The organism is Micromonospora sp. C51, from assembly GCF_018070435.1.
In the GTDB taxonomy this organism is placed as follows: domain Bacteria; phylum Actinomycetota; class Actinomycetes; order Mycobacteriales; family Micromonosporaceae; genus Micromonospora; species Micromonospora sediminimaris.
In genome coordinates this window covers 100,055-122,736 of the sequence record NZ_JAGPXQ010000007.1, presented here as the reverse complement: position 1 = coordinate 122,736, position 22,682 = coordinate 100,055, and the positions used below count along the sequence as shown (strand labels likewise).

Here is a 22,682-nt window from a genome sequence, read left to right as displayed (position 1 = left end):
GGGCGGGTCTCCGACTCGTCACCGGGCGGCAACAGATCGGGCTCGCCGGCGCGACAGGATGTCGCGACCGGCGAGCCCGGTGTGCTCAGTACCGGCCGGCTACCGGGCCGGCACTCACTTTCGTTGGGCCAGCAGCCACTGCAGGATGCTCTGGTCGTCGTACGTCGGACCGTAGGCCGCGTGGTAGTCGGGCAGCGTGAACGCCTCGTTGCCGTACTCGGTGTAGTGCAGCAACTCGGCGATCTGCTCGGGCGTCTTGCCCTGCGCCTCGTACGCCGATCGCAGCGCCGCCCGCGAGTTGCGGGCCAGCGAGATGTTCAGCAGGTGGTCGTTGACGCCGTGGGTGATCCACAGCGGGATCTCGGCGGCGGCGATGGCCGCCGCCTGGCTGGCGCTGACCTGGAACCCGCCGGTGACCAGGCCGGCGGTGAACAGGTCGGGGCGCTTGGCGTACGCCTCCCACAACAGCCGCGAGCCGTACGAGACGGTGGTGGCGTACACCCGCTCGGTGTCCACCGCGTGGTCCTCGCTGAACTGCTCCACCAGCTTGACCAGCAGCTCCGCCTCGGCCACGTCGCCCACCCGCTGGTTCTGCGGGGCGAGCACGATGACGTCCTCACGGCTGCCGGTGACGCTCGGCTGGAGCCAGGCCGTGGCCGGGATGTCGGCGGCGATCTGCACGCCCGTGTTGTCGCCGTCCCAGCCCATGCCGTGCCCGGGCAGGACGACCATCAGTGGGTACTTCCGGCCGGGCTGGTAGTTCTTCGGCAGGTGGTAGTGGTACGGCAGCACCATGCCGCCACTGAGGTACGAGCCGTAGCGGAACTCGTCGACAAGCAGATTCACCGGTGCCTCGGTGACACCGTGCGAGGTACGCGGCGCGCCCTTGGCCAGCACCGGCCCGGCACCCTTGCCCTTGCCCGGCTGGGCGTGCACGTCCTTGCGCTGGGTCACCCGGGTCGGCAGCTCCGGGTTCACCTTGACCGTGCACAGGAACGTCGGGCACTTGGAGACGATGACCGTCCAGCCGGCGTTCTGGTCCGGGTCCAACTCGACGATGACGTACCGGCCCGGTACGGACCGGCGGTCGGCGCGGACGGTGGCGCTGCTGTTGGTGTAGGTGTGGGTGATCTTCCGCTCGGTCAGCTTGGGCAGATCTTCGATCGGGTTGAAGCGGAAGTTGTAGCTGGTGTCGGAGACCGCGAAGGTCGAGTTGTCGAGCTTGCGGGGGTTGACCGTCGCACCGTACTCGACGGCGACGGCCGAGACCTTCTGGCCGTAGGTGTAGACCGTGGTGATGGGGGTGACGCTACGGATGCCACCGGTGCCGCCGTGATCCCTGGTCGCGGCATAGGCAGCCGTGCCGGACGTGGCCAGCAGCAGCACCGCGGCGACGGAGACGAGCGTCCTGCGCAGTCTCATCGGCCCTCCTCGTTGGACGCGTCCGTCTGGTCCGGCTTCGCGCCGGAGCGGCTCTGTCGAACTCCGAATCAGCGGGCGCTAAACTGATTTAGCAGAGCATCGGCGTCGGTTGGGCTGATGTCAAGGCCGCCTTGGTGACGGCGTCGAAACCGAGTGTTCACCTCACCGGGCGAATCGCCGGCTCGCCGCCGGCCCACCCGACGACCACGGTCGGGTGTGGACGGAACTCGGCCCCCCGGGGTTTTCGCCGCCCCTGGCTTGCCGTATTCTCTGACGTCGATGAGCGTCGTCCGGTCGGTCCGCGCGACGCCCTGGTCGCACCTCGTGATCGCCGCCCTGACCTGCGACGATTCGGCCGGACGGGGGAGCGCGGCGTTCGTTACGAGACCGTGACCGCAGTATTTCCAACCAGGTGTTGACCTAGGCATTGTGAGCGCTAACACTTGGGCCCCAAGTGCGACCCGCGCAGCCGGTGCGACGGCGCGAGTTCCAGATTGGGGAAGCCAGTGAACAGACGAGTCCTGGCCGCTCTCGGTAGCGCCGCCCTGGCGCTGAGCATGGCGGCCTGTAGCGGCGACGGCGCCGGCAGCGGCGGAAACGACAGCGACCAGCCCGGCGACCTGACCATCGGCGTCTCGATGCCGACCCAGACCTCCGAGCGGTGGATCGCGGACGGCAACTCCGTCAAGGAGAAGCTCGAAGCCAAGGGCTACCAGGTCGACCTCCAGTACGCCGGTGACGACATCCCCACCCAGTCCCAGCAGGTCGACCAGATGATCACTCGGGGTGCCGACGTGCTCATCATCGCGGCGATCGACGGCACGGCGCTGAGCGGGCAGTTGCAGGCGGCGGCCGACGCCGACATCCCGGTCATCGCCTACGACCGGCTCATCCGGGACAGCCCGAACGTCGACTTCTACGTCAGCTTCGACAACTACAAGGTCGGTGTCGCCCAGGCGACCGCACTGCTGGTCGGTCTCGGCGTGCAGACCAAGGACGGCGCGCGGGGCGAGGCGAAGGGCCCGTTCAACATCGAGCTGTTCGCCGGATCGCTCGACGACAACAATGCCCACTTCTTCTTCGACGGGGCGATGGACACCCTCAAGCCGTTCATCGACGACGGCACCCTGAAGGTGGCCTCCGGGCAGACCAACATCGAGCAGGTGGCGATCCTGCGCTGGCAGCAGGAGGCCGCGCAGAAGCGGATGGAGGACCTGCTCACCTCCAGCTACACCGGCGGCAAGAAGGTCGACGGCGTGCTGTCGCCGTACGACGGGCTGTCGCGGGGCATCATCACCGCCCTGCAGAACGCCGGCTACAAGGGGGCGGACTTCCCCGTGGTCACCGGCCAGGACGCCGAGATCGCCTCGGTGAAGCTGATCGACGACGGGGTGCAGAGCTCCACCATCTTCAAGGACACCCGGCTGCTGGCCGAGCAGGCCGTCGTCGCCGCTGAGGCGTTCCTGACCGACAAGGCGCCGGAGGCCAACGACACCGAGACGTACAACAACGGCGTCAAGGTCGTTCCGTCGTACCTGCTGCCGGTCCAGACGGTGTTCAAGGACGACATCAAGCCGGTCCTGATCGACTCGGGCTACTTCACCGCCGAGGAGGTCGCCGCCGGCCAGGCCGGCTGACGGCACCGCCGGGCTCGGCGGCGCAACCGCGGCCGAGCCCGGCACCACCGCTGACACCCACGACGATCTGGAGGCTCAGGATGGTGAGCACCGACGACAACATCCTCGAGATGCGTCGCATCACCAAGACCTTCCCGGGCGTGGCCGCGCTCCAGGACGTCACACTCGCCGTACGCCGTGGGGAGATCCACGCCATCTGCGGCGAGAACGGCGCCGGTAAGTCCACCCTGATGAAGGTGCTCTCGGGGGTCTACCCGTCCGGCAGCTACGACGGCGAGATCCTCCTCGACGGCAACCCGGTGCACTTCCGCGGCATCCGCGACAGCGAGCAGCGGGGCATCGTCATCATCCACCAGGAACTCGCCCTGGTGCCGTACCTGTCGATCGCCGAGAACATCTTCCTCGGCAACGAGCAGCGCGGGCCGGGCGGGCTGATCGACTGGAACCGCACCAACGCCGAGGCGGCGAAACTGCTCGCCTCGGTGGGGCTGGCCGAGAATCCGATGACCCCGGTGGTGCAACTCGGCGTCGGCAAGCAGCAGTTGGTGGAGATCGCCAAGGCCATCTCCAAGAAGGTCCGGTTGCTCATCCTCGACGAGCCGACGGCCGCGCTCAACGACGTCGACTCGGCCCACCTGCTCGACCTGATGCGACGCCTGCGTGACGAGGGCATCACCTGCATCATGATCTCGCACAAGCTCAACGAGATCACCGCGATCGCCGACTCCACCACCGTGCTGCGGGACGGGCGGACGGTGGAACGGCTCGAGATGGCCTCCGGCGAGGTCACCCAGGAACGGATCATCCGGGGGATGGTCGGCCGCGACATCGACAGCTTCTATCCCGACCGGGTCTCCACGCCGGGGGAGGAGGTGCTGCGCATCGAGGACTGGTCGGTGCGGCACCCGACCCAGGACCGCCTGGTCGTGGAGGGCGCGAGCCTGAACGTGCGGGCCGGCGAGGTCGTCGGCATCGCCGGACTGATGGGCGCCGGTCGTACCGAACTGGCGATGAGTGTCTTCGGGCGCTCGTACGGTCGGGACATCACCGGTCGACTGTTCGTGCACGGCCGGGAGGTCAGGGCGCGCACCGTGGCGGAGGCCATCGGCAACGGCATCGCGTACGCGACGGAGGACCGCAAGCGCTTCGGCCTGAACCTCATCGAGGACATCCGGCGCAACGTCTCGGCCGCCGGGCTGCGCCGGCTCGCCCGGCTCGGCTGGGTGAACGACAACGAGGAGATCAAGGTCGCCGAGTCCAGTCGGCGCGACATGAACATCAAGGCGCCGAGCGTGATGTCGGTCGTGGGCAAGCTCTCCGGCGGCAACCAGCAGAAGGTCGTGCTGTCGAAGTGGCTGTTCACCGACCCGGAGGTGCTGATCCTGGACGAGCCGACCCGGGGGATCGACGTCGGGGCGAAGTTCGAGATCTACACGATCATCAACCGTTTGGTGGCCGACGGCAAGGCCGTCATCATGATCTCCTCGGAACTGCCGGAGCTGCTCGGCATGTGTGACCGCATCTACACGCTGTCGGCCGGGCGCATCACCGGCGAGGTGCCGGTCGCCGAGGCGACCCAGGAAAAGCTCATGGAACTCATGGCGAAGGACAAGGAAAGCGTCGGATGACCAGCACCAAGCCCTCCTCGACCGACCGGAAGTCGGCCGAGAGCGCCTCCGCCGCCGCACTGCACGTCGGCACCAGCGACCCACGTACGCTGATCCTGAACAATCTGCGGCAGAGCGGCATCTTCGTCGCTCTCGTCGTCATCGTCGCCCTGTTCGCGTTCCTGACCGACGGTCTCTCGCTGAGCCCGGGCAACATCACCAACATCGTCCTTCAGTATTCGTACATCCTGGTGCTCGCCATCGGCATGGTCATCGTGATCATCGGCGGGCACATCGATCTTTCGGTCGGTTCGGTGGTGGCGCTGACCGGCGCGGTCTCCGCCGTGGTCGTGATCCGGCAGGGACAACCATGGTGGGTCGGCGTGCTGGCCGCCCTGGCGGTGGGGCTCGCGGTCGGTGCCTGGCACGGCTTCTGGGTGGCGTACGTCGGCATCCCGGCCTTCATCGTGACCCTCGCCGGCATGCTGCTGTTCCGCGGCCTCACCCTGCGGGTGCTCGACAACATCTCGCTGTCGCCGTTCCCGGCCGAGTACAACCGGATCGCGGCCGGATTCCTCAACGGACTCATCGGTGGCGACGGCTACGACGCCTTCACCCTGCTCATCGGGGGCATCGCGGTGGCCGGGTACGTGGTGAGCGGCTTCCGTACCCGCGCGGCCCGCGTCCGCTACCAGCAGCCCGTCGAGTCCTTCGCGTTGTTCGTCGCACGGCTGGTGCTGGTCGGTGCCGTGGTCATGTGGTTCGCCTGGCAACTGGCCCACGCACGTGGTCTGCCGATCGTGCTGATCATCCTGGCCGCGCTGGTTCTCGTCTACGGGCTGCTCACCCGGCGTACGGTCTTCGGCCGGCAGGTCTACGCGATCGGCGGCAACCTGTCCGCGGCGATGCTGTCGGGCGTCAAGGTTCGCACGGTGAACTTCTGGATCTTCGTGAACATGGGTTTCCTGTCCGCGGTGGCCGGCATCATCTTCTCCTCCCGCTCCAACGGAGCGCAGCCGGCGGCGGGCAACATGTTCGAACTCGACGCGATCGCCGCCGCGTTCATCGGCGGTGCGGCGGTCACCGGCGGTGTCGGTACCGTCGTCGGCGCGATGGTGGGCGGGCTCATCATGGCGGTGATGAGCAACGGGATGCAGCTGATGGGTGTGGACCAGTCGTTGCAGTCGGTGGTCAAGGGCCTCGTGTTGCTGGTCGCCGTGGCCTTCGACGTCTACAACAAGCGCCGCGCCGGCGCGAGCCGCTGAGCGACCGCCAGCTCCGGGTGCGAGCCGGCGCTTGACGTCGGGTCGCGGGTGTGGAAACACTTCCTCGGGCCAGCTCCGCGTCGCTCGGAGCTGGCCTGCGGAGGTCGGATTGGTCCAGGAGGAGATTCGCCGGCGCAACGCCGGCGCGCTGCTGCGGCACGTGCATCTCCGCGGCCCGCTGTCCCGGGCCGAGCTGGGCGAGCGGATGGGCCTGAACCGCAGCACCATCATGGCGTTGACCACCGAGCTGAGCCGGCTCGGTCTCGTCGGTGAGGAGTCGCCGGTGGACACCGGCCGCGCCGGACGCCCGTCACTGGTGGTCCGACCGGCGTCCGAGCGCTGCTACGTCCTGGCCTTCGACGTCGCCGTGGACCGGTTGGTCGCTGCCCGGGTCGGGCTCGGCGGGAGGATCCTGGACCGGCGGGAGGCGGTGCGTCCGCGCGCCGGGCCGGACCTGCACGACGTGGTCGCGGTCCTCGCCCGTTTCGGCCGTCAGCTGCACCGGGCGGCACCGCCGGGCGCCAGCTGCGTCGGCCTGGGCGCGTCGTACTGCGGAATGATCCGGCCGGGCGACGGGATGGTGCGGTACGGGCCCGACCTGGGTTGGGTCGACCAGGCGTTCGGCGACGAACTCGCCCGCCGTCTCGGGCTCGGCCTGCCGGTGTCGGTGGGCAACGAGGCGCACCTCGGTGCGCAGGCGGAACAGCAGCGCGGCGCGGGTGTCGGCCTCGACGATCTCGTGTACCTGCACGGTGACGTCGGCGTCGGCGGCGGAATCATCGTCGGCGGGCGGCTGCTCGGCGGCGACAGCGGCTACGGCTGCGAGTTGGGGCACATGGTGGTCAACCCGTACGACGGCCGGCCCTGTGGTTGCGGCTCGCGCGGCTGCCTGGAGGCGGAGGTCGGGGAGCGGGCCCTGCTCGATGCCGCCGGTCGGCCCGCCGAGCTGTTCGGGCGTGCTGCTGTCCGGACGGTGGCCGACGACGCCGACCGTGGGGATCCGGTGGCGCGGGAGGCGCTGCGCCGGATCGGCGACTGGCTCGGCATCGGGGTCGCGAATCTGATCAATCTGTTCAACCCGGGTGTGGTGGTCTTCGGCGGGATGCTGTGCGACCTCTATCCGGGGGCCGCGGACCAGGTACGCGGTCGCATCGCCCGTCACGTGCTGCCGGTGGCCCGGGAGACGGTCCGGCTGCGCACCGCGGCCCTCGGCGACGACGCCACCCTGGTCGGCGCGGCGGAACTCGGTTTCGCCCGGCTGCTCGACGATCCGTTGGCGGCGCTGACCGCACCGGTGTCGCCGGAGGTCGGCGTGCCGACGTCCGCGCCGGTGCCGGGTTTCCGGCGGCGACAACGGGTCTGAGCAGGGCGGCCGGCGCCGACGACGCGGTCGAGCCGGTGGCATGGGGTAGCCGACCGGTGGGTGGGCCTGCGACCATGCAGTCCGTTACGGAGCTGTTGCCGGGAGGTGTCTTGACGACATCGGATGTGAGCGTTAACACTGAGGTCCGTCATCGGCCGGAGGTGAAGATGAGCGGTGTGGCAGCGGGCGACAAGTACGTCGTCGGCGTCGACTACGGCACCCTGTCGGGGCGGGCCCTGGTGGTCCGCGTCCGCGACGGTGCCGAGCTGGGGACCGCGGTGCACGAGTACCGCAACGCGGTGATCAGCTCAGCGCTGCCGGACGGGGGTACGCCGCTGCCGCCGGACTGGGCGTTGCAGGACCCGGAGGACTACCGCGACGTGCTGCGCCACGCGGTGCCGGCGGCGGTGGCCGCCGCCGGGATCGACCCGGGCGACGTCGTCGGTATCGGCACCGACTTCACCGCCTGCACGGTGCTGCCGACGCTGGCCGACGGTACGCCGTTGTGCGAGGTGCCGGAGCTGCGGCAGCGACCGCACTCCTGGGTGAAGCTCTGGAAGCACCACGCCGCCCAGCCGCACGCCGACCGGATCAACGCGTTGGCCCACGAACGTGGCGAGCCCTGGATCGGTCGCTACGGCGGGAAGATCTCCGCCGAGTGGCAGTTCGCCAAGGGCTTGCAGATCCTGGAGGAGGATCCGGAGGTATACCACCGGGCCGAGCGGTTCATCGAGGCGGCGGACTGGATCATCTGGCAGTTGTGCGGGGTCGAGACCCGCAACGTCTGCACCGCCGGCTACAAGGGCATTCACCAGGACGGCAGCTACCCGTCGGCGGACTACCTCACCGCGCTCAACCCCGGTTTCGGTGACTTCGTGGCCAAACTGGACGGCCCGCTGATGCCCCTCGCCGCCCGGGCCGGTGGACTCACCGCCCGCGCCGCGGCCTGGACGGGGCTGCCGGAGGGGATCGCCGTCGCGGTCGGCAACGTCGACGCGCACGTGACCGCGGCCGCCGCCCAGGCGCTCGATCCGGGCCGACTGGTGGCGATCATGGGCACCTCGACCTGCCACGTGGTCAACGGCACCGATCTCGCCGAGGTGGCCGGGATGTGCGGGGTGGTCGACGGTGGCATCAGCTCCGGTGCGTGGGGCTACGAGGCCGGGCAGAGCGGCGTCGGCGACATCTTCGGCTGGTTCGTCAAACACGCCGCGCCGGCCGGCGTCGACTCGCACGAGCGACTCACCGAACTGGCCGCCGCGCAGCCCGTCGGCGCGCACGGCCTGGTCGCGCTGGACTGGTGGAACGGCAACCGGTCGCTGCTGGTCAACCACGACCTCAGCGGGTTGATCGTCGGGCTGACCCTGGCCACCCGCCCGGAGGACATCTACCGGGCTCTGCTGGAGGCGACGGCGTACGGCACCAGGATGATCATTGAGGCGTTCGTCGACGCCGGCGTGCCGGTCGACGACCTGGTGATCGCCGGCGGCCTCACGTCGAACGAGCTGCTGATGCAGATCTACGCCGACGTCACCAACCGGCCGTTGGGCATCATCGGCTCCGCGCAGGGGCCGGCGCTCGGTTCGGCGATCCACGCCGCCGTGGCCGCTGGCGCCCACCCCTCGATCCATCACGCGTCGCAGGCGATGGGACGGATATCGGCGGCGGTCTACCAACCGGACCCGGACCGGGTCCGCGCCTACGACGCCCTCTACGCCGAGTACCGGGCGTTGCACGACCACTTCGGTCGCGGGGCCAACGACGTGATGCTGCGGCTGCGGGCCATCCGCAACGCGGCCGTGGAGTCGGCGACGTCGCAGCAGGAGGTCTTCGCGTGAACGTCGAAGTGAGCCGACAGATCAGCGAGTTGCGCGAGAGCGTGGCCCGGCTGCACGGCGAACTGACCCGGTACGGTCTGGTCGCCTGGACGGCCGGCAACGTCTCCGCCCGGGTACCCGGTCACGAGCTGATGGTGATCAAGCCGAGCGGCGTCGACTACGACGACCTGTCGGCCGACAACATGGTGCTCTGCGACCTCGACGGCGTGCCGGTCGAGGGAGAACTGTCGCCGTCGAGCGACACCGCGGCGCACGCCTACGTCTACCGCGCCATGCCCGAGGTGGGCGGCGTCGTGCACACCCACAGCACGTACGCCACCGCCTGGGCGGCGCGGGGCGAGTCGATCCCGTGCCACCTCACCGCGCAGGCCGACGAGTTCGGCGGGGAGATCCCCGTGGGCCCGTTCGCCCTGATCGGTGGCGACGACATCGGCAAGGGGATCGTCAGCACCCTCACCGGGCACCGTTCGCCCGCGGTGCTGATGCGCAACCACGGCGTCTTCACCATCGGGCGCAACGCCCGGGCCGCGGTCAAGGCCGCGGTGATGTGTGAGGACGTCGCCCGAACCGCGCACCTGGCGCGCGCGCTCGGGCAACCGGTGCCGATGGCGCAGGCCGACATCGACGCCCTTTACGACCGCTACCAGAACGTCTACGGCCAACGTTCTTCGCCCCCGGCGAACTCCTGACCGGCCCGGTGATCCGGGTCGCCTGGCACCACCTGACGCACAGATTCCGCACCACCAGCGCTGGCTGCTCGTGTACCTCCGTGGCCGGCGTGGACAACCGCACCCCACCCGAGGAGATCCGATGAGGAACATGCGAATGCCCATGGCGCGTCGGCGCGCCATCGCGGTCGTCGCCGCCGTGCTGCTCGCCGGCGGCGTGGCGGCCTGCGGCAACAGCGACACCGGCGGCGGCGACGGCGGCGACGACGGCAAGCTCGTCCTGGGCTTCTCCCAGGTCGGCGCCGAGAGCGGCTGGCGTACGGCCAACACCAACTCCATCAAGGAGGCGGCGGCCGAGGCCGGCATCGAGCTGAAGTTCGACGACGCGCAGCAGAAGCAGGAAAACCAGATCAAGGCCATCCGCAACTACATCCAGCAGAAGGTCGATGTGATCGCCTTCTCGCCGGTGGTGGAGTCGGGCTGGGACACGGTGCTCAAGGAGGCCAAGGACGCCGGCATCCCGGTCATCCTGACCGACCGCGCTGTGGACTCCGCCGACAAGTCGCTCTACAAGACCTTCCTCGGCTCGGACTTCGTCAAGGAGGGCCGGCTCTCCGGTGAGTGGCTGGTGGAGAACAAGAAGGACGCGACCGGCGACGTGAACATCGTCGAGTTGCAGGGCACCACCGGCTCCGCCCCGGCCAATGACCGGAAGAAGGGCTTCGCCGAGGCGATCGCGGCCGACCCCAAGCTGAAGGTCATCGCTTCCCAGTCCGGTGACTTCACCCGCGCGGGCGGCAAGCAGGTGATGGAACAGTTCCTGAAGGCCCACCCGAAGATCGACGTGCTCTTCGCGCACAACGACGACATGGGTCTGGGCGCGCTGGAGGCGATCACCGCGGCGGGCAAGGAGCCGGGCAAGGACATCACCATCATCACCATCGACGCGGTCAAGGACGGCATGCAGGCCCTGGCCGACGGCAAGTTCAACTTCATCGCGGAGTGCAGCCCGCTGCTCGGCCCACAGCTGATGGACCTGGCCAAGAAGGTGCACGCCGGCGAGGAGGTGCCGCCGCGGATCGAGACCGAGGAGACCACCTTCACCCAGGAGCAGGCCAAGGAGGCCCTGCCCAACCGCAAGTACTGATGACGCAGGGGGCCGCCGCACCGACGTGGCGGCCCCGCCGCGTCGCCCATTCCCGACGGACTGGGCGTCCGGCCCGACGTCCCGTGCCACGCCGCCCGGCCGGCCCGCTGGCCGGGCGGGCGGCGTGCCGGGACAACTGGCCCTTCCGCATCGATGAAAATTAGAAGAGGATCGATGGGATGACGGATAGTCGTCCGGTCCTGACGATGACCGGGATCAGCAAGTCCTTTCCCGGGGTGCGCGCACTCCACAATGTCGACTTCCGGCTCCTTCCTGGTGAGGTGCACGCCCTGATGGGCGAGAACGGCGCCGGCAAGTCGACCCTGATCAAGGTGTTGACAGGCGTCTACGGCATCGACGAGGGCAGCGTCACCCTCGACGGCGAGCAGGTGGCCTTCAACGGACCGATGCAGGCCGCCGCAGCCGGGGTCAGCACGGTCTACCAGGAGGTCAATCTCTGCCCGAACCTGTCCGTGGCGGAGAACATCTTCATCGGTCGGGAGCCGCGCCGCCTCGGCGCCGTCCACTGGGGCGAGGTGCGCCGGCGGGCCCGGCAGCTGCTCGCCCGGCTGGACCTCGACATCGACGTCACCGCACCGGTGGCGAGTTACTCGCTGGCCGTGCAGCAGATGGTCGCGATCGCTCGGGCGATCGACGTACAGGCCCGGGTGCTGATCCTGGATGAGCCGACCTCCAGCCTGGACGCCGGCGAGGTGGCGCAGCTGTTCCGGATCATGCGGCAGTTGCGTGACGAGGGCATCGCCATCCTCTTCGTGACCCACTTCCTCGACCAGGTCTACGGCATCGCCGACCGGATCACCGTGCTGCGTAACGGCACGCTGGTGGGGGAGTACCCGATCGACGAGCTGCCGCAGCTGGCGCTGGTGGAGAAGATGATCGGCAAGGAGCTCGACGTCCTCGAACGGATCGACGAGCAGCCTCGGCCGGCGACGGCGGCCATCGAGAGCGGCGCGCCGTTCGTCCAGGTGTCGCAGCTCGGCCGCAGGGGCGCGGTCGCCCCGTTCAGCCTGACCATCCACGCCGGTGAGGTGGTCGGCCTGGCCGGGCTGCTCGGCTCCGGGCGTACCGAGGTGGCGCGGTTGTTGTTCGGTGCCGATCGGGCCGACCGTGGCGAGATCCAGGTGGACGGCGCCCGGACCGGCCTGCGCAACCCGGTGCAGGCGATCGAGCAGGGCATCGGTTTCTGCTCGGAGAACCGCCGGGCGGAGGGGATCATCGGGGATCTGTCGGTCCGGGAGAACATGATCCTGGCCATGCAGGCCGCCCGGGGCTGGCTGCGCCCGATCCCACGTCGCCGCCAGGACGAGCTGGTCGACCGGTACATCAAGGCGTTGAGCATCCGTCCGGCCAACCCGGACATGCCGGTGCGCAACCTTTCCGGCGGCAACCAGCAGAAGGTCCTGCTGGCTCGTTGGCTGATCACCGAGCCGCGACTGCTCATCCTCGACGAGCCGACCCGGGGCATCGACATCGGCGCGAAGGCCGAGATCCAGCGGCTGGTGGTGGAGCTCTCCGACGGTGGCATGGCGGTGCTGTTCATCTCCGCCGAGCTGGAGGAGGTACTGCGCCTCAGCCACAAGATCGCGGTGATGCGCGACCGGGAACTGGTTGCCCAGCTCGACAACGACGACACTGTGGATGCCGACCGCGTCATGCAGACCATCGCCAGCGGGACCGAGCGTGAGGAGGCGAGCCGATGAGCGACGCCGGGAACCGCTTCCGTGCCATGCTCGGCCACCGGCTGTTCTGGCCGGTCGCCGTGCTCGTGGTCATGTTGGCGGCCAACACCATCTACCGTCCGGGGTTCCTGGCCATCGAGGTCAACAACGGGCACCTGTACGGCACCCCGATCGACATCCTGCGGTTGAGCGCCCCGCTGATCCTGGTCGCGCTGGGCATGACCCTGGTGATCTCGACCGGCGGCATCGACCTGTCGGTCGGCTCGCTCTGCGCGATCAGCGGTGCCATCGCCTGCCTCTACATCAGCCGGGCACCGGACCAGAACAACCTCGTCACCGTGCTGACCGCGCTCGCGATGGCGCTCGGGGCCGCGCTGGTGCTCGGTGCCTGGAACGGGATCCTGGTCTCCGTCATCGGCATCCAACCGATCATCGCCACCCTCATCCTGATGGTGGCCGGCCGGGGTCTCGCACAGCTGATCGCCGAGGGCCAGATCATCACCATCAACTCCGGTCCGTACCGGGCGATCGGGCTGGGGCACCTGTTGACCCTGCCCCTGGCGATCTTCATCGCCTTGGCCGCGGCCCTGCTCGTCGCGGCGTTCACCCGCCGTACCGCGCTCGGCATGATCGTCGAGTCGGTCGGCGGCAACCGGGAGGCCAGCCGGCTGGCGGGCATCCGGTCCGGTCGGGTCGTCTTCCTCGTCTACGTGGTGAGCGCCGCCTGCGCCGCGATCGCCGGGTTCATGATGACCGCCAACGTCTCCAGCGCCGACGGCAACAACACTGGCCTGTGGGTGGAGCTGGACGCGATCCTCGCGGTCGTCATCGGCGGTACCTCACTCGCCGGTGGCCGGTTCTACCTCGGCGGCACCATCCTCGGCGCCCTGATCATCCAGACCCTCACCACCACGGTGTACGCCATGAACATCTCACCCCAGACGGCGCTGCTGTTCAAGGCGGTCGTCGTCATCGCCGTCTGCCTCATCCAGGCACCGGCCTTCCGGGCGAAGTTCCGCCGCCGACGGCCTGGAGCACCGCCGCCGCCCCAGCCGTCTCCGCAGCGGCAGAAGGAGCAGGTGCCGGCATGAGTGAGCGTCAGCGAGCGAATCGTCAATGCAGGGTGTTGGTGCCTCATGGCGGCACGGAGCGGAGCGGAGTGCCGGCATGAGTAGTCTCCCGATCTCCGCTCCGAGTTGGGCCAAGCTGCCTCGACGGCACATGCCGGTGCTGGCGACGTTGGCGCTGCTGCTGGTGATGTACGGCATCGGTGTGTCCCAGTACCGGGCGTTCGCCAACGTCCAGGTGGTTTTCAACGTCTTCATCGATAACGGTTTCCTTCTCGTCATCGCCGTCGGGATGACCTTCGTGATCCTCACCGGCGGTATCGACCTGTCGGTCGGCTCGGTGGCGGCGATGACCGCGATGGTCTCGGCCTGGTTGTTGCAGTCCGGGCTGCCCGCGTTGCTGGTGCTGGTGATCGCCCTGCTGATCGGGCCGACGCTCGGCTTCCTGATGGGCTGCGCGATCCACTTCTTCGACATCCAGCCCTTCATCGTCACCCTGGCCGGGATGTTCTTCGCCCGGGGCATGTGCACGTTCATCAGCGACGCGTCGATTCCGATCACCGACGGGTTCTGGACCACGATGTCGCAGTACCGGATCGGCGATCCCCGGGGCAACTTCGTCTCGATCAGCGTGCTGGTGGCGTTCGCGGTGGTCCTGATCGCCGCGTACGTGCTGGCGTACACGCGACTGGGACGCAACGTCTACGCGATCGGCGGCAACCCGCAGTCGGCGCTGCTGATGGGGTTGCCGGTGGGTCGGACCCGGATCGGGGTCTACACCATCAGTGGCCTGTGCGCGGCGATCGGCGGGATTCTGCTCTCCTTCTACACGCTGTCCGGCGCTCCGCTGATCGCCATCGGGATGGAACTCGACGTGATCGCGGCCGTGGTCATCGGTGGCACGGTGCTCACCGGTGGCTCGGGGTACATCTTCGGCACGGTGCTCGGTGTGCTGGTACTCGGCGTGATCCAGACCCTGATCACCTTCGACGGCAGCCTCAACTCCTGGTGGACCAAGATCGTGATCGGAGGCCTGCTCTTCGCGTTCATCCTGCTCCAGCGCCTCATCGGCATCCGCTACAAGTGACCGCCCCTCTCGCGGAAGGCAACTCCCATGGCAACACACCCTGAACCCGAGGTCTGGTTCCTCACCGGAAGCCAGGCAATGTACGGCGAGGACACGCTCCGGCAGGTGGCCGACCAGTCCCGTCAGATCGCCGCTCTGCTCGACGAATCGCCGCACATTCCCGCCCGGGTGGTCTGGAAGCCGGTCCTGACCACCAGCGCCGACATCCTGCGGACCTGCCGGGATGCCGCGTCGCAGGGGGCGGTCGGGGTGATCGCCTGGATGCACACCTTCTCGCCAGCGAAGATGTGGATCTCGGGCCTGGACGCGTTGCAGACGCCGCTGCTGCACCTGCACACCCAGGCCAACGTCCTGCTGCCGTGGGACGAGATCGACATGGATTTCATGAACCTCAACCAGGCCGCGCACGGCGACCGGGAGTTCGGGTACATCCAGACCCGGCTCGGGGTGGCCCGCAAGACGGTCGCCGGGCACGTCTCCGACCCCCGCGTGGTCTCCCGGGTCGGTGCCTGGACCCGGGCGGCGATCGGCTGGTCGGCCATGCGCTCGCTGCGGCTGGCGCGATTCGGCGACAACATGCGCGACGTGGCCGTCACCGAGGGGGACAAGGTCGAGGCGGAGCTGCGCTTCGGCGTCTCGGTGAACACGTACGGGGTCAACGACCTGGTGCGGGTGGTCGACGAGGTGTCCGAGGCGCAGATCGACGACCTGGTCAAGGAGTACGACGACACCTTCCGGGTCGCCGCCGAGCTACGACCCGGCGGTGAGCGGCACGACTCGCTGCGGTACGCCGCCCGGCTGGAACTGGGGCTGCGTACCTTCCTGGACGCCGGTGGCTTCCGCGCCTTCACCACCAACTTCGAGGACCTGGGCGGGCTGCGTCAACTGCCCGGCATCGCGGTGCAGCGACTCATGGCCGACGGTTACGGCTTCGGCGGTGAGGGCGACTGGAAGACCTCGGTGCTGGTGCACACCCTCAAGGCGATGGCCGTCGGCACCGAGGGCGGCACCTCGTTCATGGAGGACTACACCTACGACCTCACCCCGGGCGAGGAACTGGTACTCGGTGCCCACATGCTCGAGGTCTGCCCGACGATCGCCGGTGACGTGCCGAACGTGGAGATCCATCCACTGAGCATCGGCGGTCGTGAGGATCCCGTCCGGCTGGTCTTCGACGCCGCGCCGGGGCCGGCGGTGGTGCTCGGCCTGGCGGACATGGGCGAGCGTTTCCGGCTGGTGGCCAACGAGGTCGACGTGGTCTCCCCGCCGCAACCATTGCGCCGGTTGCCGGTCGCCCGGGCGGTCTGGCGGCCGCGACCGCACCTGCCCGGCTCCGCCGAAGCGTGGATCACCGCCGGCGCTCCCCACCACACCGTGCTGTCCCAGGCGGTAGGTGTGGAGGAGTTGCACGACCTCGCCGAGATGAGCCGTACCGAACTCGTCGTCATCGACGCCGAGACCGATCCCCGGCGGTTCGCCGACGAGCTGCGCTGGAACCAGGCGTACTACCGGCTGGCCCGCGGGTTCTGACCGCCCTCCTCCGACGCTGGCGTGGCGGATCGGCCGTGGTGGCCGCGTAGCCCCGCCAGCGGCTGCCCGCGCCCGCGGGTGGCAGGGTCCCCGGCCGGTGCGCCACCCCGCCGGCCGGGGACCGCGAGCAGGCTTCTGCGAGCCGTACGGCGTCGTTGATGTTACGTCTTGACGAAGGCCGTGTTATCGCTCACAGTCGTAGTGAAGACGGACGATATCTGTGGCCGTCCGGGACGCGCCACGTTGCTCTGAAGCTGGTGGTCACCTGATCCCTCCCTTGGGCAGAGCGGTCATGTTAGCGATCACACGCCGCACCGGATCAGCGACGGCGTAGGCCGCAGAGGAACCGTCCTGTTCGTTCTGCTCGCATCCCGAAGGAGAATCATGATTGCCAATGGTGAGGTCCCACGGACCGCGCCGGGCCGGCGCGGCTGGCTGTCGCGCGCGGCGGCCATCCTGACGGCGATGGTCGTGGGCGGCTCCCTCGCCGCGGTGGCGCCATCGCCCGCGGCCGCGGCCACGGTGGACACCAACGCCTGGTACGTGCTGGTCAACCGGAACAGCGGCAAGGCTCTCGACGTCTACAACCAGGCCACCAACGACGGGGCGCGGATCACCCAGTGGGCGCGCAACGACGGCGCGTGGCAGCAGTGGCAGTTCGTCGACTCCGGTGGCGGCTACTACCGGCTCAAGTCGCGGCATTCCGGCAAGGTGCTCGACGTCTACAACTTCTCCACGGCCAACGGCGCGTCGATCGTGCAGTGGAGCGACCACAACGGGAGCAACCAGCAGTTCCGGCTGGCCGACTCGGCAGGTGGCTACGTGCGGCTGATCAACCGCAACTCCAACAAGGTGATGGAGGTGCAGAACGCCTCGACCGCCGACGGCGGCAACATCGTGCAGTACGACGACTGGGGTGGCGCCAACCAGCAGTGGCAACTCGTCCGCGTCGACGGCGGCGGCAACCCCACCGACCCGCCCCCCGGCGGCAGCTTCACCAACCCCGTCGTCTGGCAGGACTTCGCCGACGTCGAGGTCATCCGGGTCGGCGAGGTGTACTACATGACCGCCTCCACGATGCACTACTCGCCCGGCGCTCCGATCCTGCGCTCGTACGACCTGGTGAACTGGGAGTTCGCCGGGCACTCGGTACCCCGTCTGGACTTCGGCACCAAGTACGACCTGCCCGCCGGGCAGCAGGCGTACGTGGAGGGCATCTGGGCCTCGACGCTGAACTACCGGCCGAGCAACCAGACCTACTACTGGGCCGGGTGCATCAACTTCGCCCAGACCCACATCTACACCGCGACGGCCGTCGACGGCACCTGGAGCCGGCACGCGACCCTGCCGCAGTGCTACTACGACGCCGGGATGCTGATCGACGACAACGACACCATGTACGTGGCGTACGGCAACGGCACCATCAGCGTGGCTCAGCTCTCCGCCGACGGGCGCAGCCAGGTCCGGGCCCAGCAGGTCTACCAGACGCCGTCGAGCATCGGCACCCTGGAGGGCGCGCGCTTCTACAAGCGCAACGGTGCCTACTACATCTGGCTGACCCGCCCGGCCAACGGCCAGTACGTGCTCAAGTCCACGAACGGCCCCTTCGGCCCGTACGAGCAGCGCCAGGTGCTGCTCAACATGCAGGGCCCGATCTCCGGCGGCGGGGTGCCCCACCAGGGCGGGCTGGTGCAGCTGCCGAACGGTTCCTGGTACTACATGGCGTTCACCGACGCGTACCCGGGCGGCCGGATGCCGACCCTCGCGCCGATCACCTGGACCGCGGACGGCTGGCCGCAGGTGCAGACGGTCAACGGCGCCTGGGGGGTCAACTACCCGAACCCGCTGCCGCTGCGCCCGGTCAAGCCGCTCACCGGCGTCGACACGTTCACCGGCACCACCCTCGGTCCGCAGTACGAGTGGAACCACAACCCCGACAACAGCCGGTGGTCGGTGAACAACGGGCTTCGTCTGCAGACCGCCACCGTGACCAACGACCTCTACCGGGCCCGCAACACGATCACCCACCGCATCCAGGGGCCGACCTCGACCGGCACGGTCGAGATCGACTACTCGACGATGCGCGACGGCGATCGCACCGGCCTGGCCATGCTGCGGGACGTCTCGGCGTGGATCGGCGTACGGCGGGACAACGGTGCCACCCGGGTGGTGATGACCAACGGGCTGAACATGAACAGCAACTGGGACACCAGCAGCACCGGTAGTGAGATCGCCAGTGCCGCGGTCTCCGGTGGGCGGATCTGGCTGCGGGCCAACGCCGACATCCGGCCCGGTTCCGGTCGGCAGGCGCGTTTCTCCTACAGCACCGACGGGGTCAACTTCGTCCCGCTGGGCAACGCCCTGACGCTCAACAACAACTGGACGTTCTTCATGGGCTACCGGTTCGCCATCTTCAACTACGCCACCCAGGCGTTGGGCGGATCGGTGACGGTGCGCCGTTTCGAGTTGGCCACGCCATGAGGTGACGGTTGACGGTCCGGCGTCGTACCGATGCCGGGTCGTCACCCACGGACCGGGGCCTGTCGCCTGCCCGCCGAGCGGGCGGCAGGCCCCTCCTCCGGTCCGGCGATTGCCGCCGCCGGCAGCCGGGGGACATGCGGGTGCCGGGTGGGATGTCTCCCACCCGGCACCCGTCCGTCTCGGCTACCTGTGGCTCAGGCGGCGCGGGACCACTGCATGCTCGACGCGGAGCCGCACGTACGCTGCTCCAGGGCGGCACCGGGAGAGGTGGAGCCGCCGGCCACGTTCAGGCACTTGTTGCTGTTGACGTTGACCAGCTGGTGGTACCCGTCGCCGGTCGATCGCCAGGTGAAGACCTGGTTCAGGCCGTCGTGGCAGGTGTACTGGATGATCTGCGCCCCGTCGGCCGTGGAGACGTCGCGCACGTCGACGCACTTGCCGCTGTGCACGCTCTGCAGCCGTACGTTGCCGTTGCCGGCGTCGAGGAAACGCCACTGCTGCCAGGCGTTGCCGTTGCTGCTCCACTGACCGATCACCGCTAGGTTGTCGAGGTTCGGCTGCTGGACGTCGATGACCTGTCCGCTGTTGCGATTGGTGATCCGGTAGGCCGTCGGTGCGCTACCGCCACCGGCGAACTGCCACCAGTTGACGTTGAACAGGCTGCCGCTGCCGCCGACGAAACGCAGGTAGAGATCGCGTGTGCCGGTGGCGCCGCTCACCCCGCAACTGGTGGTCGTCCAGGTCTGCCAGCCGCCGGTACCGGCGACCGTGCAGGTGCCCACGAGCGGGCCGCTGGCGCTGTCCAGCCGTACCTCGATACGGCCGCCGCTGGTGGCCGAGGCGACCCGCGCGGAGAAGGTGGTCGCTCCGGCGCCGAAGGCAACCCCCTTGACCTTGATGTGATCGCCGTTGTCGATCCAGCCGACGTTCATGCCGCCCTCGCTGGCCGGCTCGGTCTCGATCCCGGATCCCCAGGCGATCGTCTCGGCCTCCTGTCGCACGTACGGGTTCAACGTGCCGACCTGGGGTGCCCCGGCGGTGGTCATGTTCATGGTGGGGATGGTTCCGTTGGAGTTGTAGGTGAACTTCTCCACCGCGACCGACCGGGTGTAGCCGCCGCCGCCGGGCAGCGCACCGTTGTGGTAGAAGAAGTACGACCCACCGGCGAAGTCGATCACGCCGGGGTGGTTGGTGAAGCTGGCGCCCTGCCGGGGCATGACCGTTCCCCGGTACGTCCACGGGCCGGTCGGGCCGGGTGCCGTCGAGTAGCCGATGAACTCCGAGCAGCACTCCGCCGCGAACACGTTGTAGTAGAGACCGTTGCGCTTGTAGACCCACGGCCCCTCCTCGTAGAGGGTGGGCCGGCTGGCGTTGCCGGTCCGGGTGCCGAAGCCCGCCGTGGTGAGCGGGATCTGGGTCGGGCCGCCGGAGAACGAGATCATGTCAGGGTTGAGCCGTACGTACCACAGGTTCGGGTTGCCCCAGTACAGGTACGCCTGACCGTCGTCGTCGATGAACGCGTGCGGATCGATCTCGCCGTTGCCGACGAGGGGACGGCCGAGCGCGTCCCGGAACGGCCCGGTCGGGCTGTCCGCGACCCCAACCCCGATGACCATCTGCCCGTTCGAGCGTTGTCGGACCGGCACGTACCAGTAGAACTTCCCGTTACGGGCGATGACGTGCCCGGCCCACGCGTTGGCGTCCGCCCAGGCGAACGTGGCCAGACTCATCGGCGTGCCGTGGTCGGTCCAGTTCACCATGTCGGCCGAGGAGAAGACCCGCCAGTCGCGCATGGTGAAGTAGGTGGAGCCGTCCTCGTCGTGGCCGGTGTAGAGGTAGACCCGACCGTCGTGCAGCATCGGTGCCGGGTCGGCGGTGTAGATGTGCTGGACGATCGGGTTGTCGGCCCGCGCCGCGCCGGGTAGCAGGGCGATCGCGCAGGTCATGCTCACGAGCACGGCGACGACGCGGCGGAGCGCCGTGGTGCTCATGCCCGGCTCCACCGCTGGTTGGCGTTGCCGTGGCAGGACCAGAGGATCACCGCGGTCCCGTTGGCCGTACCGGCGTTGTTGACGTCCAGACACAGTGACGGGAAGCGGCCGTTGCTCACCGTGCCGTTGCCGTTGAACGTCCACTGCTGGTTGGTGCCGCCGTTGCAGTCCCAGACCTGCACCCGGGTGCCGTTTGTCGCGTTCGTCGGGACGTCCAGGCACTTGCCGAGGATCCGCAACGTCTGGCCGTCCTGGGTGATCTGCTGGTTGGGGTTGCTGTGGCAGTCCCAGATCAGGGTGCCGGTGCCGTTGGCCGTGTTCGAGTTGTCGAGATCGAGGCAGCGTCCGGCCGACTCGCTGCGCAGCCGGAAGGTGCTCGGCACCGGCGGGTTGGTGGTGCCGCCGCCGCTGACCCGGTACACCACCGTGCCGTGCGCCGGCACGCTCGCGGAGATGGTCCCGGTGGTCGTGGAGGTGCCACCGGTCCACGCGTTCTGCAACGTGAACGAGCTGCCGGTCTTGCCGATCGCCGCCGCCGTGGTGGAGATCGTCGTGGTGGAGTTGCCCTGGTTGAACAGCGCGACCGCGACGTCACCGTTGGCCAGCCGCTTGGCCAGCACCCGCCGGGTGCCGTCGTGCGAGACCTGCACGGCCTGGAGCCCCAAGGTGTCCTGGTTGATCGCGATCAGGTGCTGGTTACGCAGGATGTCGAGCGTCGCGGCGCTGGCCGAGCGCAGGTCGTTGCCCATCATCAGCGGCGCGGCCATCATCGACCACAGCGCGAAGTGGCTGCGCATCTCGGTGTCGTTCATGCCGCCGTTGCCGACCTCCAACATGTCCGGGTCGTTGAATCCGCCCGGTGCGGCGTAGCCGGCGAGTGGCACGTTCACGTTGACGATGTTCTGGATGCCCATCGGGTAGCCGTTGGTCTGGCCGCTGTCCCAGGTGTTGGTGATGTCCTCGGTGGTCCGCCAGAGATTCGCCACGTCGCTCCAGTTGCGTTGCGGCCCGGTCTTCTCGTGGATGCTGTTCGAGTTGATGCTGTAGACGATCGGCCGGCCGGTGGCCGCCAGCGCGTCGCGCATGATGCTGAACCGCGCCACCTGGTCGTTGATGGTGCCGGTGGGGGAGCACCAGTCGTACTTCAGGTAGTCCACGCCCCAGGCGGCGAACTGCCGGGCGTCCTGGTACTCGTGTCCGAGGCTGCCCGTGGAGCCGGGGAAGGAGTCGAAGTACTGGGCGCAGGTCTGGTCCAGCGGCCCCTGGTAGATGCCGAACAGCAGCCCGCGGGAGTGCAGGTAGTCGCCGAGGGCCTTCATGCCGCTGGGGAACCGCTGCGGATGGGCCTGGAGGTTGCCCTGCGCGTCCCGGTTCGGATCGAACCAGCAGTCGTCGACGACGACGTACTTGTATCCGAGGTCGCGCAGCCCGTGATTGACGATGGCGTCGGCCATCTGGCGGATCAGGGTCTCGCTGATGTTGCAGCCGAACGTGTTCCAGGTGTTCCAGCCCATCGGCGGGGTACGGGCGACGCCGTTGTTCAGCGCCTGCGCCGGCTTGGGGGAGATGACCCCGTCGGCGAAGCTCGCGGTGAGCGTCACCGCCAGGATGCCGAGGGCGGCGGTCAGCCACCTTCTTGCGCTACGCACGTCGAATCCTCCTTGCGTCGGTGTGGTGGTCGGTCCGGTCGCCGGCATCGCGGCGTTCGGCGGGGCGCGGCCCGGGTGGAACTCTGCGGGCGGATCCTGCGCACGCCGCCCAGGTACGCGTGCAGTAGTCCGGGACGCCGATGTGCAAGCCCGGATGTCGCCGGTCGTCACGCTTTTCCGGGCCCGCACGCTTCCCGCCGCGCCGTGTCGGCAGGCACCGTTCCGATGAC

The 22,682-nt window shown here is 68.8% G+C and carries 15 protein-coding genes; 12 read left to right on the top strand and 3 right to left on the bottom strand.

Annotated elements, in window-relative coordinates; translation table 11 throughout:
• Window positions 1-114 precede the first annotated feature (114 nt).
• A complete protein-coding gene (locus tag KBX50_RS11180) occupies window positions 115-1,422 on the bottom strand; it encodes a hypothetical protein (RefSeq protein ID WP_210936863.1) in 1,308 nt (435 codons plus the stop codon).
• A 506-nt stretch (window positions 1,423-1,928) separates the two neighbouring features.
• On the opposite strand from KBX50_RS11180, the gene chvE reads away from it, so the two are divergent.
• The 12 genes from chvE (at window position 1,929) to KBX50_RS11120 (ending at window position 18,812) form a co-directional block, all read left to right on the top strand.
• A complete protein-coding gene (gene chvE, locus KBX50_RS11175) occupies window positions 1,929-3,059 on the top strand; it encodes a multiple monosaccharide ABC transporter substrate-binding protein (RefSeq protein ID WP_307870913.1) in 1,131 nt (376 codons plus the stop codon).
• Window positions 3,060-3,139: 80 nt separating this feature from the next.
• Window positions 3,140-4,687 (top strand): multiple monosaccharide ABC transporter ATP-binding protein, encoded by a 1,548-nt coding sequence (gene mmsA, locus KBX50_RS11170; RefSeq protein ID WP_210936861.1) that lies wholly within the window; start codon window positions 3,140-3,142, stop codon window positions 4,685-4,687.
• Complete coding sequence (gene mmsB / locus KBX50_RS11165) at window positions 4,684-5,931, top strand: multiple monosaccharide ABC transporter permease (RefSeq protein WP_210936859.1); 1,248 nt, start codon at window positions 4,684-4,686, stop codon at window positions 5,929-5,931. Before mmsA ends, mmsB begins: the two co-directional genes overlap by 4 nt.
• 109 nt (window positions 5,932-6,040) lie before the next feature.
• On the top strand, window positions 6,041-7,294 hold the full coding sequence (locus KBX50_RS11160; RefSeq protein ID WP_210936857.1) for an ROK family transcriptional regulator: 1,254 nt from the start codon (window positions 6,041-6,043) through the stop codon (window positions 7,292-7,294).
• A 167-nt stretch (window positions 7,295-7,461) separates the two neighbouring features.
• Window positions 7,462-9,132, top strand: coding sequence for a ribulokinase (gene araB / locus KBX50_RS11155; protein ID WP_210936855.1), 1,671 nt, complete (start codon window positions 7,462-7,464; stop codon window positions 9,130-9,132).
• Window positions 9,129-9,821 (top strand): L-ribulose-5-phosphate 4-epimerase, encoded by a 693-nt coding sequence (locus tag KBX50_RS11150; RefSeq protein ID WP_232511079.1) that lies wholly within the window; start codon window positions 9,129-9,131, stop codon window positions 9,819-9,821. Before araB ends, KBX50_RS11150 begins: the two co-directional genes overlap by 4 nt.
• A gap of 121 nt (window positions 9,822-9,942) precedes the next feature.
• Window positions 9,943-10,947 (top strand): ABC transporter substrate-binding protein, encoded by a 1,005-nt coding sequence (locus KBX50_RS11145; protein ID WP_373870606.1) that lies wholly within the window; start codon window positions 9,943-9,945, stop codon window positions 10,945-10,947.
• Window positions 10,948-11,126: 179 nt separating this feature from the next.
• Complete coding sequence (locus KBX50_RS11140) at window positions 11,127-12,668, top strand: sugar ABC transporter ATP-binding protein (RefSeq protein WP_210936853.1); 1,542 nt, start codon at window positions 11,127-11,129, stop codon at window positions 12,666-12,668.
• Window positions 12,665-13,738, top strand: coding sequence for an ABC transporter permease (locus tag KBX50_RS11135; RefSeq protein WP_210936851.1), 1,074 nt, complete (start codon window positions 12,665-12,667; stop codon window positions 13,736-13,738). Before KBX50_RS11140 ends, KBX50_RS11135 begins: the two co-directional genes overlap by 4 nt.
• Window positions 13,739-13,814: 76 nt before the next feature.
• A complete protein-coding gene (gene yjfF, locus KBX50_RS11130) occupies window positions 13,815-14,801 on the top strand; it encodes a galactofuranose ABC transporter, permease protein YjfF (protein WP_210936849.1) in 987 nt (328 codons plus the stop codon).
• A 27-nt stretch (window positions 14,802-14,828) separates the two neighbouring features.
• Complete coding sequence (araA, locus tag KBX50_RS11125) at window positions 14,829-16,331, top strand: L-arabinose isomerase (protein WP_210936847.1); 1,503 nt, start codon at window positions 14,829-14,831, stop codon at window positions 16,329-16,331.
• Between the two features lie 384 nt (window positions 16,332-16,715).
• Complete coding sequence (locus tag KBX50_RS11120) at window positions 16,716-18,812, top strand: family 43 glycosylhydrolase (RefSeq protein WP_210936845.1); 2,097 nt, start codon at window positions 16,716-16,718, stop codon at window positions 18,810-18,812.
• Window positions 18,813-19,006: 194 nt separating this feature from the next.
• Here KBX50_RS11120 and KBX50_RS11115 read toward each other — a convergent pair whose 3' ends face one another.
• Together KBX50_RS11115 and KBX50_RS11110 are read right to left on the bottom strand one after the other, a co-directional pair.
• Window positions 19,007-20,803: a family 43 glycosylhydrolase gene (locus tag KBX50_RS11115; RefSeq protein ID WP_210936843.1), complete on the bottom strand. Its 1,797-nt coding sequence runs from the start codon at window positions 20,801-20,803 to the stop codon at window positions 19,007-19,009.
• The gene (locus tag KBX50_RS11110; protein ID WP_374224602.1) at window positions 20,800-22,452 is read right to left on the bottom strand and encodes a ricin-type beta-trefoil lectin domain protein; all 1,653 of its coding nucleotides are present in this window, start codon (window positions 22,450-22,452) and stop codon (window positions 20,800-20,802) included. Before KBX50_RS11110 ends, KBX50_RS11115 begins: the two co-directional genes overlap by 4 nt.
• Between the last annotated feature and the right edge of the window lie 230 nt (window positions 22,453-22,682).

Bases quoted from the DNA above. Each gene is read 5' to 3' on its own strand.
- araA (WP_210936847.1), top strand. From the start codon at position 14,829: ATGGCAACACACCCTGAACCCGAGGTCTGGTTCCTCACCGGAAGCCAG.
- KBX50_RS11180 (WP_210936863.1), bottom strand. From the start codon at position 1,422: ATGAGACTGCGCAGGACGCTCGTCTCCGTCGCCGCGGTGCTGCTGCTG.
- araB (WP_210936855.1), top strand. From the start codon at position 7,462: ATGAGCGGTGTGGCAGCGGGCGACAAGTACGTCGTCGGCGTCGACTAC.
- KBX50_RS11140 (WP_210936853.1), top strand. From the start codon at position 11,127: ATGACGGATAGTCGTCCGGTCCTGACGATGACCGGGATCAGCAAGTCC.
- KBX50_RS11135 (WP_210936851.1), top strand. From the start codon at position 12,665: ATGAGCGACGCCGGGAACCGCTTCCGTGCCATGCTCGGCCACCGGCTG.
- KBX50_RS11145 (WP_373870606.1), top strand. From the start codon at position 9,943: ATGAGGAACATGCGAATGCCCATGGCGCGTCGGCGCGCCATCGCGGTC.
- KBX50_RS11115 (WP_210936843.1), bottom strand. From the start codon at position 20,803: ATGAGCACCACGGCGCTCCGCCGCGTCGTCGCCGTGCTCGTGAGCATG.
- yjfF (WP_210936849.1), top strand. From the start codon at position 13,815: ATGAGTAGTCTCCCGATCTCCGCTCCGAGTTGGGCCAAGCTGCCTCGA.
- KBX50_RS11120 (WP_210936845.1), top strand. From the start codon at position 16,716: ATGATTGCCAATGGTGAGGTCCCACGGACCGCGCCGGGCCGGCGCGGC.
- mmsA (WP_210936861.1), top strand. From the start codon at position 3,140: ATGGTGAGCACCGACGACAACATCCTCGAGATGCGTCGCATCACCAAG.
- mmsB (WP_210936859.1), top strand. From the start codon at position 4,684: ATGACCAGCACCAAGCCCTCCTCGACCGACCGGAAGTCGGCCGAGAGC.